Annotated in this window: 9 protein-coding genes and 1 pseudogene; 4 read left to right on the top strand and 6 right to left on the bottom strand. The window is 42.4% G+C overall.

The window, feature by feature from the left end; all coding sequences use genetic code 11:
- Nucleotides 1-119: 119 nt before the first annotated feature.
- The gene (locus L4C38_RS13525; RefSeq protein ID WP_428798081.1) at nt 120-1,829 is read left to right on the top strand and encodes a class I SAM-dependent methyltransferase; all 1,710 of its coding nucleotides are present in this window, start codon (nt 120-122) and stop codon (nt 1,827-1,829) included.
- 277 nt (nt 1,830-2,106) lie between these two features.
- On the opposite strand, the gene L4C38_RS13530 is transcribed toward L4C38_RS13525, so the two are convergent.
- The gene (locus L4C38_RS13530; protein WP_428798082.1) at nt 2,107-2,430 is read right to left on the bottom strand and encodes a hypothetical protein; all 324 of its coding nucleotides are present in this window, start codon (nt 2,428-2,430) and stop codon (nt 2,107-2,109) included.
- Nucleotides 2,431-2,480: 50 nt separating this feature from the next.
- Complete coding sequence (locus L4C38_RS13535; RefSeq protein WP_428798083.1) at nt 2,481-3,566, bottom strand: hypothetical protein; 1,086 nt, start codon at nt 3,564-3,566, stop codon at nt 2,481-2,483.
- A 729-nt stretch (nt 3,567-4,295) separates the two neighbouring features.
- On the opposite strand from L4C38_RS13535, the gene L4C38_RS13540 reads away from it, so the two are divergent.
- Nucleotides 4,296-7,547 carry a M66 family metalloprotease gene (locus L4C38_RS13540; protein WP_428798084.1) on the top strand — a complete coding sequence of 1,084 codons (3,252 nt, stop codon included), beginning with the start codon at nt 4,296-4,298 and terminating at the stop codon, nt 7,545-7,547.
- 238 nt (nt 7,548-7,785) lie between these two features.
- Here the strand turns inward: L4C38_RS13540 and L4C38_RS13545 are convergent, their stop codons facing one another.
- From L4C38_RS13545 to dsdC, 3 genes are all read right to left on the bottom strand, one after another.
- Nucleotides 7,786-9,681 carry a DnaJ-like cysteine-rich domain-containing protein gene (locus tag L4C38_RS13545; protein WP_428798085.1) on the bottom strand — a complete coding sequence of 632 codons (1,896 nt, stop codon included), beginning with the start codon at nt 9,679-9,681 and terminating at the stop codon, nt 7,786-7,788.
- Nucleotides 9,682-9,991: 310 nt separating this feature from the next.
- Complete coding sequence (locus L4C38_RS13550; RefSeq protein WP_428798086.1) at nt 9,992-12,889, bottom strand: alkaline phosphatase family protein; 2,898 nt, start codon at nt 12,887-12,889, stop codon at nt 9,992-9,994.
- A gap of 263 nt (nt 12,890-13,152) precedes the next feature.
- The gene (gene dsdC / locus L4C38_RS13555; RefSeq protein WP_428798087.1) at nt 13,153-14,115 is read right to left on the bottom strand and encodes a DNA-binding transcriptional regulator DsdC; all 963 of its coding nucleotides are present in this window, start codon (nt 14,113-14,115) and stop codon (nt 13,153-13,155) included.
- A gap of 221 nt (nt 14,116-14,336) precedes the next feature.
- Here dsdC and dsdX point away from each other — a divergent pair, with 221 nt between their 5' ends.
- Nucleotides 14,337-15,674, top strand: a complete 1,338-nt coding sequence (gene dsdX, locus L4C38_RS13560) for a D-serine transporter DsdX (RefSeq protein ID WP_428798088.1) — start codon at nt 14,337-14,339, stop codon at nt 15,672-15,674.
- A 16-nt stretch (nt 15,675-15,690) separates the two neighbouring features.
- Nucleotides 15,691-17,025 carry a D-serine ammonia-lyase gene (gene dsdA / locus L4C38_RS13565; protein WP_428798089.1) on the top strand — a complete coding sequence of 445 codons (1,335 nt, stop codon included), beginning with the start codon at nt 15,691-15,693 and terminating at the stop codon, nt 17,023-17,025.
- Between the two features lie 74 nt (nt 17,026-17,099).
- On the opposite strand, the pseudogene L4C38_RS13570 reads toward dsdA, so the two are convergent.
- Nucleotides 17,100-17,379 (bottom strand): annotated as a pseudogene (locus L4C38_RS13570) (IS4 family transposase); the annotation flags it as partial.

The raw sequence follows: 17,379 nt of genomic DNA on the forward strand, positions 1-17,379 counted from the left end.
ATATATGCCATAAAAATTCACATGAAAGTTTTAATTGGCGACCAGGCGTAAGCTAAGTTTATCGCTATATGTAATCCATCCATATATCATGGATTAACAAAGATATACGGAGCTTTTTCATGAATCCAACCTCTGCTTTTTATAGTCAAAATGCTGGAGAACTTGCTGAACAATACAATGGTCTTGATTTTGAGTCTGTCCACCAATCATGGAAGTTGTATTGGCCCGATTCTGGAACCAGTGTTCTAGATATTGGTGCGGGTTCTGGGCGTGATGCTAAATGGATGGATGAGCAAGGTTGTGAGGTCATCGCCGTAGAGCCAAGTGATGCATTGCGTCAGATAGGGCAGCAGAGCACTGGTCCTGAAGTGACTTGGCTTAATGATTCCCTTCCAGCACTTAAAAGTGTGCAAAGCTTAGGGATGCGTTTTGATCTAATCCTTGTTAGTGCAGTGTGGATGCATTTAGCCCCTTCGTTACGTGAAAGAGCATTTCGAAAGCTTTCAAATCTATTATCCCCAAATGGAAGATTAGTCATTAGTTTACGCCATGGGGAGTTTAGAGATGGTCGTCAAGGTTATCCAGTTTCGGTTGAAGAGTTAGAAAAGCTTTCAAAAGCTCACGCCTTGCAGGTTCAATTAGTATCCAATAGCGCCGATAACCTTCAACGGACAGAGGTGTCTTGGCAGACAGTTGTATTGAATTTGCCTGATGATGGTTCAGGTAATCTTAATACGGTTCGTCGAATTATTGTGAATGACAGTAAATCGGCGACTTACAAGCTGGCTCTACTAAGAACATTACTGCGTATTGCCGATGCTCATCCTGGTGCTGTTTTGGACCGTAGCGATGGAAAAGTCGCACTTTCCGCCGGCCTAGTTGCTTTATATTGGATTCGGCAGTTCAAACGCCTGATTGATGTCGATATTGAGGGGACTGGAATCCAACAAAACTCAAATACGACGAAAGGGTTGGGTTTTGTGAAAGACGACGGTTGGAATAAGCTAAAACACCTGGCTGCTGATGATTTCTCTATTGGTGCATTCTATGTCGGGGAAGAGGCCGGAGCGGTTCAAAAGCTGTTTACTCAAACGTTAAATACGATAAAAGCAGGACCAGTTACGTTTATCTATCAGGGCGATAAACAAAACAAATTGTTTGAAATCCAAGCAGCAGAAAAGCGTAGACAACACTCAGATGCCATTATTTTAGATAGTGAATTCTTTGCAGGATTTGGTCAGTTTATTTTGGATGAAAAGCTATGGGATTGCTTTAGACTATATCACTCTTGGATAGAACCGCTGGTGGTAAACCAGTGGATTCAAGAAATGCAGCGATTTCAGCTTAATCAAGACAGAAGCATTTCTTTACAGACATATCATGATTGCCTTGTGTGGATTGATTCATCTCGTGATACTCGAGACGTTCGCAAGCGTGTGGAGGAGCTACGAGCTGAGGGTTCGGTTATCCATAGCGCCTGGAGTAATACGGTATTAAAGAGCCAGTATGATGTGGATCATTGCCTACCTTTTACTTACTGGCCAAATAATGATAAATGGAACTTATTGCCAGCAACATCAAACGAGAACCGAAGCAAAAGCGATCGCGTACCAAAAGCGAAGCGGTTGTTTGACTCTAAAGAGCGAATCTTGGAATGGTGGCAGATAGCATGGGGGAATGACCCTTTGCATCAGCAGCGTTTTTTCACCGAAGCTACATTCTCTTTACCCAATGTGGCTGCGCAATGTGATGATTTTGAAGAAGTGTTTGAAGCAATGGGCTTACAGATCAAAGGGGTCAGAAGCCGTTTATTAGTTTCAGAATGGTAACGGTTAAGCGATGGCACTATCCGCTGAATAGAACATAGTTGAGTTATCTAAGGTAATACGTTTGTACTTTTTGTTTCTAAAGCCTTGCTTCTATTGTTTGCGTATTATTAGTGCAACAGTAAGGGCGGCGAAATGAGACTAATCGCTAGACTAAAATCTTCCCGAAATGCACCTATCTTACGCAGTCTAGGACAGGTGCATTCAGAGGAGGTTATTTTCAATTTTGAAACTAGCGAAATAAGTTGTGAGACCAAGTACAACGTGATTAAGGCACGGGTTACATCACCTCGCTAACCCCTTTGATCACTTTGCCTACCGCTTTAATTGCTTTAGTCATTTTTCCGAGCATGCGGTCGACTCGAGCAATATCCTCTTGAGCTTCCTTAGCACTTTGAGTGGCTTCTTTAAGTGATGCTAGGGCATCGCTCAAATCGGCTTCACTCCCAGTTAGCGTGTCAGAAAGTACCAGAACTAACTGTCGTTGTAGCCTTGAGCGCTGCAGCATTAACATTGGAAACTGCGCGGGTTCGTTGGCAATAATAGGCAGCACTTTATTCAGTTCATTTATCGCATCAACAATGCTTTGTCTTACGGTTGGCATGGTTTAAATCCTTTTATTGAGTGGCGAGCTGGCAAGCAAAAATTGAAAAACTAAGATTGGCAATGTAAGAAGCCATCCTCTCCTTTGGTGAGAGTGCCATCACAGCTTCCCAGTAACTTTTTAAAGCTGGTCAAATCTTTATAGTGTTTGTTTAGCTGTGAGACAGAGGCAACGATCTCTTTGCTGCTAAAGCGATCTATGTTTACTTGTTGGGTAATTTGATGATGGCTTTTGGCTATCTGCTCAAAGGCTTTGATGAGCTGTTGGTCTTTTAACGCTGCTGCTTGAATCTCTTGGTAACGTTGATGAAAGCTCACAATACTCTTGGCTGATTTATCATGCTTTTGTGGTTTTTTGCCCGAGGTTTGGTTGTACTGGATCAGATCGTCGGTCAAAGCGGAGAGCTGCAATGTCGCCTTGGTTTGATGCAGTTTGGATTTGTTTAGTTCAGCAACAATAATTGGCACCAGTTGCTCTATAACGTGATCACCTTGGTTTACCACTTCCTTAAGTGCCACTCTGCGTTTTTCTTCGGTAATGGTAGATGCGAATCCGGCAATTGAAGCCGCAATTAATGATTCGTTTTTCTGAAACTGCTCTTGTTTGTTAGCAATCATTATTTCACCATCAGCGTGCTTGGCGTAGTTCAACTTCAGGTAAGCATCGTTTAGTGAACTCACCGAGCTGGTTAGAGAAATCGCACTTTGCTGTATTTCAACTTTTGCCGAGACGTTGGCTAAATCAGTCAACGCTTTGGCGTATTGCGCGAGTTGGCGATTTGCTTGCACAATCAGCATCTGCTTTCTTCGCTCGGGGGAGGCTGGGTCAACAATCGCATCTAAGTCAGCCAAACCAAGCGGGGTATTACACTCAGCAGGGTTAATGATGACATCGCCTTGAATGATTTGTGTCGCGCTACCTGCGCAAAGTTTGTCACGAGTTTGATTGAGAGTGAGGTACGCTAATGAGTCTGCTTGGCTTTGTAGCGATAGTTCGCTTAGCCCATCTAGATTGGTATTAATTTCGCTAGTTACATTGCTTATCGAGAGCCCAAATTCTGCGATATTGGTTGTTGGTGTGGTTGCACAGGCGCTTAACCATAGTGCGCTCACCGAGATCAGCCAAGCCGTTTTCATATCCCATTCCTTATTCTGGTATAGGGCTATTAGCTTAATAAATAACCGCTGGCTTAGCATGATGGCTTTCACATTCGCAGTACTATATCCATGTAATTGCTTTTTTTGCGCAAAAGTGAAGCGCACAACCAAGGCAGCATTTACAGTGAGACAAGAAGAGGCAGTGGAGATAAGTCGACGAGTGAACCCCCGCACTCATACTGAGCATCGACTTAAAATTAACTCACTTATCCCCGTCATACTTGAAGTTACAGCGGTGTTGGCTGTGTTCGTGCGCCCCAATCACATAGTTCACCTATGCTCAGGGGACTTTCTTACTTGCCGCCTACCTGCATCTTCAAGTTTCTTGGGTATAGCAGCTAATGCATTTCATTATATGTCCATTACACTTTCTATTATTAATCCAAAATAATAGTTGGATTTTTAAATAAAAGAATATTGCTTAAAGTTTAGAAATGAGCTCAAATTAATTGGATCATGTCATTGTCCATTGTTTTATATGGGGATCAACAAAATAGGAGCGGTTGTTTTTTATTTTTACAAATGTAGATTGCTTGTGTGTATATATAGATTTTGTAATTAATTGTTGTTTTTTATATTATTTTAATTTTTGTGATGTTAGTTCGTTAAATTTATTCTTGATATTTATTTTTCATATTCTTTCGCTAGGCTTGTCTCGTGAACACTCACTTAAACGATATATATTTCTCATAATAAAAAAGGTTTATAATGAAATTAAAGAAGGTCAGTTTACTCGCCGTCTTAATTGGTAGTACGCTATCGGTTAATAGTTATGCAACTTTGATCACCCCTCTTGAAACACTCAGTTTTTTATCTCAAAGCGATCAACAAAATAGCCTATCTGGCAGTTTACAAGGTATGGTGAAGTTTGCTCAAACGCATACCATTGATCCTGTTGGGAATGCCGAGCAAGAAATGCCACGCTTAGTCAGTAACAGGCGTACTCTCGTTATGTTTATGCCATCTGATGAGCAAAATACAATCTCCTCTATTTCACTCATCGCTCGTGATGCTAATGGCACAACGCTAGGGGAATTGAAGCTTGCAGAACCAGAATTACTGCCAAAGGCAGATAAGCTCGCACAACCAACGGCAGAGCTACCCGATGTCACTTATTCAAAAAACGCATGGAGCGTATCAATTCCGTGGAATTGGTTAAAGCCGGGTTTACAGTTAAGTTTTGTTGATCAATTAGGTAATGAAGGTTATTTGTCTACCATTGATATTGGCGCTGAAAATGAAATTATGGTCCAAAATATCCGCTTAGGGATGTTAACACCGCCAAGAGAGCAGCATCGATTTGAAAAAGAACAAAAACTAGTCGCTGATTACTTTCAAAAAGTACCCGTATCAAAAATCATTGTGGGAAATTACTCGCCAATGTTTTTTGAAAAAATAGTTCTTTCCAATGGGACTACTTATACTGATGCGAGCGCTGTAGAGGGGGGAGTATATAGCGGTGACATGCGTGAGAATATTGGTAAGAATTTAATCTCAATGGGTATTGATAATGCCAACTTCGGTATTACCTCAAGCGATGGCGCTACGCATTGGCAGCCACAATATTTTAATCAATATGTAGTTCATGTAGCGCGAGGTAAATATACCAATGGTGTTGTTAATCATGGATTAAGTGGTGGTAATGGTATGGCCACACTAATAAATTCAGTTGGCAATGAATTTAGCCATGAATTAGGGCATGCCTACGGAATGGGGCATTATCCTGGCGGCGGTATGTGGTCTACCCATAATGAAAATTCTGGCTGGGGTTGGGATGCCTTTAACGAACGCTTTATTGCAAATTTCTTCTGGACTCGAACAGGAAATGCATCGAACCAAGGGTATGAAACACCACCATTCGCTGATATTTATCGCTTTAATACAGATACGATGGGAGGAGGAAGTGCGAGCTCTTCGTTATCACAGTACACACTGCATACTGGTTATAGCCAAAAACGTATTCAACAGCGTTTTGAAAAAACAGGTCGTATCAGTGAGTCATCATCAACCGGTTATATGATCTGGGATGAAGCTCAGAAGAAAATGGTTGAGATGCAAGATGAGAAACGTTTAAAACCCATTGAGTTTGGTGTCCCTGTTACAACGCTCGTTGGTTTCTACGATCCTAAAGGCGAAAACAATACTTATATCTATCCAGCATTAAATGGCAGCTTTGGTTACGTATATGATTTTGGTGAAGTAAAAGGCGGACAGTGCTGGGTTGATGTTACTTATCAAAATGGAGACTTGCAGCGTATTGGCGTCGAGGGTTTAACTTTGCGTGATGGACATATGAATAAATTCCATTTCAATGTTCCAACTGAGCGTGATCCAGTATCAGCAACAATTAGTTGTCCTGAGCAAGATGTGATGGAGAATTATGAATTGTGGCGCACTGAGCTGTTAGGCACCAATGAATTCAAAAAATGGTCGTACAGTCGTCAAGGTGAGATTGGAGACATCTATCGTACTGATGATGGTAAGCGTTATTTTGAGTTAACCCGAAATGGGTATTGGTATTTCCCAAGCGGCAATGGATCAAATGCTAATTGGAAATTTAGAGGTTACGAAGCGGATTTTAAAGCAGAATATACTCAACTAATTGAAGAAATGCCATACGATACATTTGGGATAAAAGAGCTTGATTCCCGTTTAATTTCTAAACCAGTCGTTGAGCCGTATGATGCGGTGATCATTGGTGAAGAGTTTGCTTATCAACAAGTTAAATCAAGTGTTACCATTTACCAGCATGGTAACTATCAAGGTAAAACGGAAGTTATTGAGAAGGATACGCCGCAATTACTACTGGATAATAACGCAAGCTCTATCAAGCTTGGTAATGAGACGCTAGCAATAACTTATGAAGGCAAAAACTTCACAGGTATTAGTCGATTATTCCGAGAGGATACGTCATTTATGACAGGATCGAATGATACGGCAACCAGTATTAAGTTAATTGATACCCGTGAACCTTACGCGTGTGTATATCAAGCACCTAACTTCCTCGGTGAAGAAATGTGCTTTACAGAGAAGTTAGAGCGATTACCTTTTGAGGGTGATATTCGCTCGGTGAGAGTCTTTAATGGTGCAATGATCGATTTGTTATCAGGAAAAAACATCACAGGCGATAAGCTTACTATTCGTGAGGATCGTGCAGAGTTAGGTGAATTTGATGATGTTGGTTCAAGTGCTCGTATGACACCGTTAGCTTGTGTTTACCCCCATGGTGATTTTGGTGGAACTCCTCAGTGTTATAGTGAAGACGTGCCTCAGTTGTCTCCTAATAATGGCTTAAGTTCTATTAAACTATACAACGGTGCGGAAGTTCGATTATTTGATAAGTCTAATTTTGGCGAAGGTTTAAGTGTATTAGTTAGTGAAACTACAGGTTGGATTGATAACTTTAACGATAAAGCATCAAGCCTGAAGTTCACCGAAGTACTTCCACCTGAATCTATTGATGGTGAAATTATAGGTCCAGCGGACCCTGTTGAACCTGATCTACCTACTAATCCACCAGTTAATAATAGTGAACGTGCTATGTGGAAGGTGAGCTTAAAAGATGGTGAGTCAGCAATCACAGGCAGTTGGATTGCAGCAGGTTATCGTCAAAATCTATACTTTATATCTTTAAGTTCAACTGTTTATGGCGTCAAAACCCCTATAACGGATGGTAAAGAAGGCTACTCACTAGTTCGTGCATATGCTATTTCGCCAATCTCGAATCGTCCAATATCCATTAAATTTAGAGCACAGAAAGTAACAAAATCTGGTGGCTATCAAATGAATGACACTTTGGGTGGAGATAAAGAGGCTAAGCTAAAATTGTCTTTCCATAAAAGTGATAACCCAAGCCTAAAATCTGGTAAGTACTTTATTGAGATGATAGTGCATGCGCGTGATCCACAAAACTCAGAGCACAATATACCTCGCTATGTGAAGTTAACTGTAGCGTTATAATAGAGCTGCAGTATTGAAGACAAAGCCGGAGATCATTAGCGATGTTCGGCTTTATTCTTTTTTGTTTGCCTAAAGCACCTAAATATTCACGCATCACAACGGTCTTGGTTTTTATCATCGCTTGTTTCTCCAGTTAAAACTGATGTCCCATCGATTTAAATTTTGCAATAACCCAAAGGTCATGAATTGGCGACCTTTAGATTATTGCGTTGAGGTGCTCTTAATAAAGATCAGCAACTTACCAGTTATAATGCTGCCTAAAATACAGTGAGGCTTTCTCACCGTACTGCGCAGATAGTTTATGCACAAAGAAGTAGGCCGCAGGGTATAAGCTAGCAAGGTAGAAAACAGATTGATAAACGGAATAAGGTACGCCTTGTGAAACCGTTATTTTAAACAAGGTTATATCACCTAAAGCAAAAATCACAATGCAAGAGATGACGGCTAATGCTTTATCTCTGTTAGGGTATTCAACCGTTCCCAAAGCGTGCAGTATCAGTAAAACTGCGCCAACAACCAATATCAGCGCGCCAATCTTATACTCGAGCAAGGTATTGACCTTCCAAGAGACTATAGATCTAACGAACTCAGTAATAGGTAAGTTTAACTGAGCGAGAAGCATCAACATAACGCTGAAAAATAAACTCACCATCATTGAAATGGGTAAAATTCGTTTGAACGAGTGGCTATTTGCTGCTTTGGCGGCGAGCATTTTTTTGAAGCCATCAACATACGTATTGGTGACTGCTTCCATGTTCGAGCTAATAGTACCTGATTGAAGTAGCTTTGAATCGCCGGCTGAATTGGCGATATGCACGAGTGCAGGGTTTTCTTCTAGTACTTTCGCTACCTGCTTGTAGTTTCCTGATTTTCCAAAAGCAATGCAGCTATTTTCAAATGCTTCTACAGCGTCACCCACATATTTGTCGCCTAAACTGGCACGCGTTTTTTCAGTTTTTATTTCAACGTTACCTTTGTCGTTTAACACCGCATAGGTATTAAATGTTTCTTCTTTGCCATTAATTCGAACTTTTAAAGTGCGATATGGGAGCGAGCCGTTGATAAATATCGCATCGTATCCTTCTTTTTCTTTTGAAAATGGAGCCTTAGAAGATTGATCCCAAAATATTGATTTAGTTAGTCGATCTACTTCGTCACTTTTTTCCCAATCGAATTCTTTACCTAGCCAAGTTTCCTTGTCGTTAAAGTCTGTTGGCAATATATTTTTGAGAATAGCCACTTGGCTTTGAGCAGAGTAAAGCTGATGGGTAAAACCAGTATGTTGGCAAGGTGAGCAATTCTCTTTTCCTGCCCCGCGGCAAGCCGCACACGTTACTTTGCCATTGCCTTGGCAGGTTTTACAAGAGTAACGGCCGCTGCCTCGGCAAGCGTAGCAAAAGGCGATCCCGTTGCTACAAACACCGCAGCGAGTGCGGCCACCATCACAACTGCCGCACCGTTGGCTACCACTGCAGCAATATTGTTGTTCAACTCTTCCATTAACATAAATATCAATGCTTCCACGACCATTGCATCTACTACAGGTGATGTAACCGGTGGCAGTACAGTAGTGGCATTGGTTGTAGCCGTTGTGACACTGGGTGCAATAGCTTTCCCCTTTACCATTACAGTTGCCACACTGATGGTCGCCATGACCAGAGCATGATGAGCAAGTCGAAACCGGGTGATTGTTGCAGCGGCTACAGTCATGAACACCATGACCTAAGCAGGTTTTACATTGGCTGTGAGCACCATACGCCACTTTATGTAACACGTACTGTGGGTTGTTGGGGAGTGGTAGTAATTTAGCACTAAAGAAAACCAGTTTTGCATAGGTGTCTTCGGTTTTGTCGTGCTTGCGCGCTCGTGCGGCATTAATGAAGCGAGTCGCTGAGGCTTTTGCTGAGCTAATAGTGGCGCTAGCATTAGTGACTTGCCCAGCTCCATTGTCTATTTTCATGTCACTGACAGAGTAGGTGACTTTAATTAGCATTGTTGTGGGGAAGAGAGCCCAATCCGATTGCTCGATTTTAGCGAATTCGCTAGTGCCAAAATAAGATTGATGTAAGTTCTTAAGCTCTAGGTAGTGCTTATCAAATGCTCGATTGAGCGCGGAGCCATATTGTTGCAGCATGGGGGCTATTTATTAAATAAAATCCGCAAAGAATAGTAGATTAATATTTTTTAATACAATAAAAAAAATCTGTCGTCTTTTAAAATAATCGTTATTGATTAGATCTGCTCTTTTCTTTAATTCTCCTCAAGTTTGGGGCGAATATTGGAAGACACTAATTTTTCTATATCCGAAAGCAGAGCCCTAAAGGGCTCCGCGGCAAGTAAGAAAGTCCCCTGAGCTTAGGTGAACTATGTGGTTGGGGAGCACGAACACCGCTGCACCTTCAAGTATGACGGGTATATGCGTAATTGATGGCCAGTCGCATCAATTACTGTTGAACATCTAACTTATGTAGCAAAGAAGGGTATCCCCAGCCATTCTGATCAACAGTAACGGGTTCATTGGTTAGGAATTCAAATAGAGTGGGTGCCAGAGACCCATTTTCTTCAGTGATAAGTGCTGAAGCATTGTCGCCAATAGGCTTTCCCCAGAATCCAATAAACGCATCTTTTTCTAAGTAGCTTTCACCGGCGTGTCGACCGGGCACTTTGGTATTGTAGCCGATGCCATCTCGCGGAAAGAGATTGATCGTTCCTGCCCTTGGTTCGGCGTAAAGTTTAGCCAGTTGAACCACAGAATCGGGACGCGGCGTAAAGCGAGTAAGTGCGCGCCATTGCTGTTCATTGCACCATGTATGCACGGCTGAAGAGTCGGCGTTTACTACGCAACGCTGATACAGTTCTTTAAAACTCTCTAGTTCGGTTTTGGAAGGTGAAGGTAAGTACTGATTTAGTTCATCTACATTCAGTAATTGGCTGTTTTGAGCTTCTGCTAAGTAGAAATAGCGGTCGCCTTGTTTTTTGATGTGTTCATCGACGCGTTTTCCATCACGTAAGCCGACGAGTCTAACTTGGCAAGTTTCCTCGTTACATTCTGTTTCGCGAACAATGAGATAGTCGAGTGATTCTCCCAAATAGTTGAGAGTTTCAGAGATAAGATCGATGTGTCTATCTTGTTTCTCGTTGGCCGGTTGCCATTGGGTTAGCTCGGCATAGTGAGGTTGAGTTTGCCATCCTTTTTGGGCGTTAAATAAATCAAGCATAAAGTTTCCACCCGCCGTAGAGGCAACGACCACATCAATATTTTTGTTGGTTGGGTAGTTGATAGCGTTAGTAATTTTGGGACCTTCGCCTTCATCGGAAGATATTTTTACGATCTTTAGTGGGTATCCGAGTTTCTTCTCTAATGGTTTGAAAATGGCTTTTTCTGGGTTGAGCGAATAGTAAACAGGTGCCAGGCCATGATCGCCCGCCATACCCCACAATGTGCGTGAATACACGCCTGCATCATGGTAGGTTTTCTCTACTTGACCAATCCAATAATCTAGCCGGTTTAGTTCGCCAGTTGGCATTAGAATTTCGTCGCTGAATGGGCCGACGAAGTGAGCGAAATGATCTGGCCACGGATTGTAAATCAAGGTGTAGTCGGGCATGCCACTACCATCTAGTTGGGCATACTCTTCAATATGTTGTTCAATTTTCCATTTGTGTGTGAGTTTGGTGTAAACATTCCAAAATGGGATGCTCTGATGGTTCGTTATCTCGGAAATTAATTGCGTTCGTAGTGTGGTTAATTGTTGTTCTGTTTTTGCCCTTTCTTGTAATTCGCGAACGCAACGTTTTTCACCAAAATCACGTAGTGCTTCGCCTGTCCCTAAGTTGACCAATGCGTCGTAACTTGTGTGTGCATTCCAGTCATATTGCGCATTGCAGTTAAGCGTTTTTAGATAGTTGAGGCGATCAAACATAGTCGCAACGTTATTTCGCTGCAAAATTCGTTCAAGCTGTAAGGCATCATTGCCAAAAAAGTAGTAAGCACGGTCCTGTTTTCTATCGACGAAATGAAAATTTGGAATTCCGGTTCCGCGCTTTCCAGACACCTTCGCGCCTGTTTTTATTATTGGTAGGTTTCGTACACTGATAGTTGGCGTGGATGAGATCCCTACACGGGCAATGGTATGAACGTTTTCTTTATATAACCGTTTGAAAAAGGGCAGGTAATGAGGGTCAGCATAGGTTTGTGTTGTCAGCGTTTGTAGAAAGCGTACATCTTGCTTATGTTCAGGGCGTGATGTTGCCTCAGGTATTGCGTATTTTTGGTGCTCGGTATGGTTGTTGTTAGCAACACTGAGAAATGGTTTTTTCGGGTCTGTCAGCCCTTCCATTAGCCCTTGTTGCAATCCATCGACGGTAATTTGCACCGCCAATCGGCGTTGTTGTTGTGATTGTAAAAAAGCAATGGCTTCATTAGGTGTATTACTAAACGCTTCTTGTAACCAATCATTTAATGCTATTGCTCTTTCATCTTGATAGACAAATTGGCGGTAGGCTTTGAGCACGTTTAAACGAACAAAATCGATGAGGGTAATAGTGAGAGCTTGGGCTTTGTTATTGATTTTATTTTGATGCTCGGGCTTTCCATCTTCGATAACGGCAAGTAAGGCATTTTTCATTTCGCCTTCTTCCATGGAAAGCGATGTTTGCTTGAGAATATTGATAACGATCGCTTGCATATGAGCGATTAAGGCAAGATCGACCTCGTTGTTACTAAGATATGTGTATTGCGAGGGGAGCTGCTCCATATCTTGCCATTCATCAATCTGCACCAGCGCGTCATATACGGTAACCATTGCCGCCATAAACTCACGGTCAATTTTAATGCCTTCTTGGTGAGCTTGATCTTTTATATTCTCATCGGTTTTAGTGCTAACGGGAGAACTTAACTGGAAGAGTGAGTGTTCAAATCCTTTTAATGCTTGCTCATCATAAATGGTTTTCAAATAGGCTTTAAATGCATCGTCATTATCGATCCTTGTATACCGATCGTAGAATTGGTAAAGGAAATACCCGAGAGGGATAGAATACGTTGGGTCAGAGATTTGCCCCATGACACGGCTTTTGGTTTTTAAATCGAGTGGCAAACTAAGAAGGTAAGACTCGAGTGTGAGCCCACCAAAAGTAAATAATGTCACATCCCTTGATACGCGAGTTGAATATTTCAAAGAAGAGACGATTTGGTTTTGTAGAATTTCCGTTGAGTTAAACAAACCACCCACAATTGGTGTGTTACTTACATCTGCTTGCGTGGAATGAGATATCAATAAGCTCAGTGGTGACAAAGTTATTAATGTTAGTGCAGGTAGTGTTTTTAAGTAAGTCCAAGACATGGGCCAGTTCCTTTGGCTAAGGCTAATAATTGGGCGTGTTATTATATACACGTCATACTTGAAGTTGCAGCGATGTTGGCTGTGTTCGTACACCTCAATCACATAGTTCACCTATGTTCAGCGGACTTTCTTACTTGCCGCCTACCTGCACCTTCAAGTTTCCTGATTATAAGCAGATACACAATTTAAATTACAGACTCTATTTAAATAACCGCTTCTCTAGAGGCGCTTCACTTTACTGCACCTTGAGAGTGTTTTTTTTATCAATTTTCAGCACAATTTTTTTTATCGGTATCTACCGCTTCCATTAACCATTCAATAAAGAGCGCCAGTTTTCGTGAGTGCTTCTTGTTTGGCGTAACTAAATAGTATTTTTGTTGGCAGGTCACTTCGGTATTTTGGAAGGGTGCCACGAGTTCGCCAGAATCTAATCGTTTTTTGTTCAAGTTATAACGCCCCATGGCTATTCCGGCGTGGTTCATCGCTGCGATAACAGCCAAATCAGATCGGTCAAAGGCGATGCTAGAGATATGATCAATAGGCGGCAGTTGATTGGCTCTTGCCCATACAGCCCATTCATCATGATGGGAGTCATAATCCCAAGCCTGATTGTCGTGCAGTAGGGTTGTGTTGATGAGGTTTTCTGGTTTATTGAACAAGGAGTGCTGTTCGGCGTACTCCGCAGTGCAGACTGGAATATTGGTTTCGCTCATGATCTCTTGGCTCCAGACATTATCTGGTTGCCCTTCATCAAAATAGATCGCGGCATCAATCCCGTAACCTTGGAATTTAATGTTTTCGTTACCCGTTAGCAGTTTCAACTCAATAAATGGGTAGCGTTGGTTAAATTCGTACAACCTAGGCACCAGCCAGCATTGTGCAAATGAAGGGCGCGAGTAGATGGTTAAACTTCCCGATATATCGCCACTTTTTACATCCAATATCTCTTGGTTTATTTCATTCAAGCTGCGCGTTAATGATTGGTAAATACGCTCGCCTTCTTCGGTTAAGGTGATCTTTCGATGTGTGCGATGGAATAGGGCGATCCCCAACTCGAGCTCTAGTTTATTGATTCGGTGAGAAATGGCGCTAGGCGTCATTGATAGTTCTTCTGCTGCCAATGAGAAGGAAGAGTGTCGAGCGGCGACTTCAAAAGTGTGCAATTTCGATAGTTGGAAACTATTGATGCGTTCGTTTCGAGTGAAAATATTGTCTCTTGTATACATTTTTGGGTCTTAACCGTTGGATTTTCTTGCTGCTAGAGTGGCAGATTATAAAGTTTCAGGTGAATTTTAGTCAATTATAAGGCGATAAACTTGCAAAATCACGATGGGGTCACGCATTTGTTATAATTTACGTCATGTGAAGGTGAGTATTGATCGTTTGTCACAGGAGGGGATTGTTTGTTTAATTGACCGCAAATAAAACAACAAAATAAGGTCTGAACATGGAATCACAAATCTGGGTCATCATGACCCTACTTTCCAGTATCCTTTTGATCGTCTTTTCGATCGTGAAATTTAAACTACACCCATTCCTAGCCCTGCTGATGGCGAGTTTCTACGTTGGTGGCATGATGGGCATGCAACCATTAGAGATGGTTAGTGCTATTGAAGGTGGTATCGGCGGCACGCTTGGTTTCCTTGCAGCGGTAATCGGCCTTGGTACTATCCTAGGCAAAATGATGGAAGTATCCGGTGCGGCAGAGCGCATTGGTATCACGCTACAAAAAATCCGTTGGCTATCTCCAGAAGTGATCATGGTTCTGATTGGTTTAGTGTGCGGTATTACTCTTTTTGTTGAAGTGGGTGTTGTATTGCTTATCCCACTGGCCTTTTCTATTGCGAAGAAAACCAATACATCATTACTTAACCTAGCGATCCCGCTATGTACTGCTTTGATGGCTGTGCACTGTATTGTGCCACCACACCCAGCTGCGCTTTTTGTAACCAATGAATTGGGCGCTGATATTGGTTCTGTCATTGTGTACGGTTTGTTGATTGGTCTGGTTGCTTCACTAGTGGGTGGTCCACTGTTCCTTAAAGTAATCGGCGCACGCTTACCGTTTAAAGCCGTTCCACATGAATTTACTTCGCTTGAAGTAAAAAATGAAGATGAACTGCCATCACTTGCGGCAACGTTATTTACTGTATTTCTGCCAATTGGTTTGATGTTGTTGAAGACAACGGCTGAACTCAACATGGATCACGGTAGTGCGCTATATACCACGTTGGAATTCATTGGTAACCCAATCACTGCGATGTTTATTGCTGCGTTTGTTGCGTACTACGTACTGGGTATTAAACAGAACATGGGCATGGCAACACTGCTCGAGAAAACCGAGGGAGCGTTTGCATCTATCGCCAATATCCTGCTGATTATTGGTGCTGGTGGCGCGTTTAACGGTGTTTTAAAAGCAAGTGGTCTGGCTGATGTATTAGCTCAGCTTCTCTCTAATCTTGATATGCATCCGATTCTATTGGCATGGCTAGTGGCAATTATTCTGCACGCCGCAGTTGGCTCAGCAACGGTTGCTATGATGGGCGCAACGGCGATTGTTGCACCAATGATGTCACTTTATCCAGATGTTAGCCCTGAAATCATTACGTTAGCGATTGGTTCTGGTGCGATTGGCTGCACCATAGTAACGGATTCTCTATTCTGGTTGGTGAAGCAGTATTGCGGCGCCACGATGACTGAAACATTTAAGTATTATACGACAGCTACATTCATTGCTTCATTCGTTGCTTTAGCTGGCACATTCCTTCTGTCGTACATGGTTTAAACCAAGGTAACTAAAAATGACTACATTAAATATTGAAAAATTGACGACTGATTTTCCGCTAGTAAGCAAGATGATTGCTCTTGAAGAAATCAGTTGGTTTAACCCAAACATCACTAGCTTAGAAGAAGCGTTACCTTATGTTGGGCTAGGAACAAGTGATATTGAAGATGCGAGCCAGCGTTTAAGCCGTTTTGCGCCGTACTTGGTTAAAGCCTTTCCTGAAACGGCTGCTATGAATGGCATTATCGAATCAGAAGTGTTCGAGATCAGTAACATGAAGTCGAGCTTGGAGCAGCAGTTTGGCGCGCCAATTGCTGGTCGCTTGATGCTGAAAAAAGATAGCCACCTGCCTATTTCAGGTTCTATCAAGGCGCGTGGCGGTATCTATGAAGTATTAACTCATGCTGAGAAGCTTGCGATTGAAACTGGCTTACTGACTGAGTCAGATGATTACAGCAAGCTGTTCAGTGAAGAGTTTAAGCAGTTCTTCAGCCAATACAGCATTGCTGTTGGCTCAACGGGCAACTTAGGTATGTCGATTGGTATCATGAGCGCAAAACTGGGCTTTGCGGTATCGGTTCATATGTCGGCTGATGCGCGTGAGTGGAAGAAAAACAAATTGCGTTCTCACGGTGTTAACGTCGTGGAATACGAGCAAGATTATGGCGTAGCAGTAGAGCAAGGGCGTAAAGAAGCAGAAAAAGATCCTATGTGCTTCTTCATTGATGATGAAAACTCTCAAACGCTTTTCCTTGGTTACTCGGTTGCCGGTGAGCGTTTGAAAAAGCAGTTCGAAGAGCAAGGAATCTTGGTTGATGAGAACCACCCGCTGTTTGTTTACTTACCATGTGGTGTAGGTGGTGGTCCTGGTGGTGTTGCATTTGGTCTGAAGATGGCGTTTGGTGATAACGTTCACTGTATTTTTGCCGAGCCAACACATTCACCATGTATGTTACTGGGTGTTCACACTGGCTTGCACGATGAAGTGTCAGTACAAGAAATTGGTATTGATAACATCACGGCTGCAGATGGCTTAGCGGTAGGTCGTGCATCAGGCTTTGTTGGTCGCGCAATGGAACGCTTGCTTGATGGTTATTACACAATGACAGATGAAGCAATGTATCTGCAATTGGGTATTTTGAATCAGCAAGAAGGTATTAAGCTAGAGCCATCAGCGTTGGCGGGTATGATGGGCGCGGTAGTAGTATCGAAAGATCAACCATACCAAGCACGTATGCAGTTTGATGAGGCGAAAATGCAAAATGCCACGCATCTAGTTTGGGCAACAGGTGGCGGTATGGTTCCTGAGTTGGAAATGAACACTTACCTAGAAAAATCAGGCATTAAATAACGAACATTTGACTAATTTCTGTTGCTTAATAAGAAGCGTCATACTTGAAGTTGCAGCGGTGCTGACGGATCCCCTCATAATTCCCCCAGTCCGGCGTTGTGCGTGAGCCGTTGATATTCAAGTATTGCCCATTGATATTGGGACTCATGAATTTGATACCGTCGATGGCTCCGAACTTCCCGCCCTAAGCGAGGTATTGAAAGCACTCTGCGATGTTTTATGGTGTTGGCTTGAAAGTCAAAATGCCACTTCGCTTGCACGGCAGCTAAGCCATTCCACCACATCAAAACTTCTGCTAACAACGCGATGAGTAGCAGTATATCTAAACGCTTAGTACAACGGCTTCGGTTATGT

The sequence above is a fragment of the Vibrio kasasachensis genome (assembly GCF_050337565.1).
GTDB lineage: Bacteria > Pseudomonadota > Gammaproteobacteria > Enterobacterales > Vibrionaceae > Vibrio > Vibrio kasasachensis.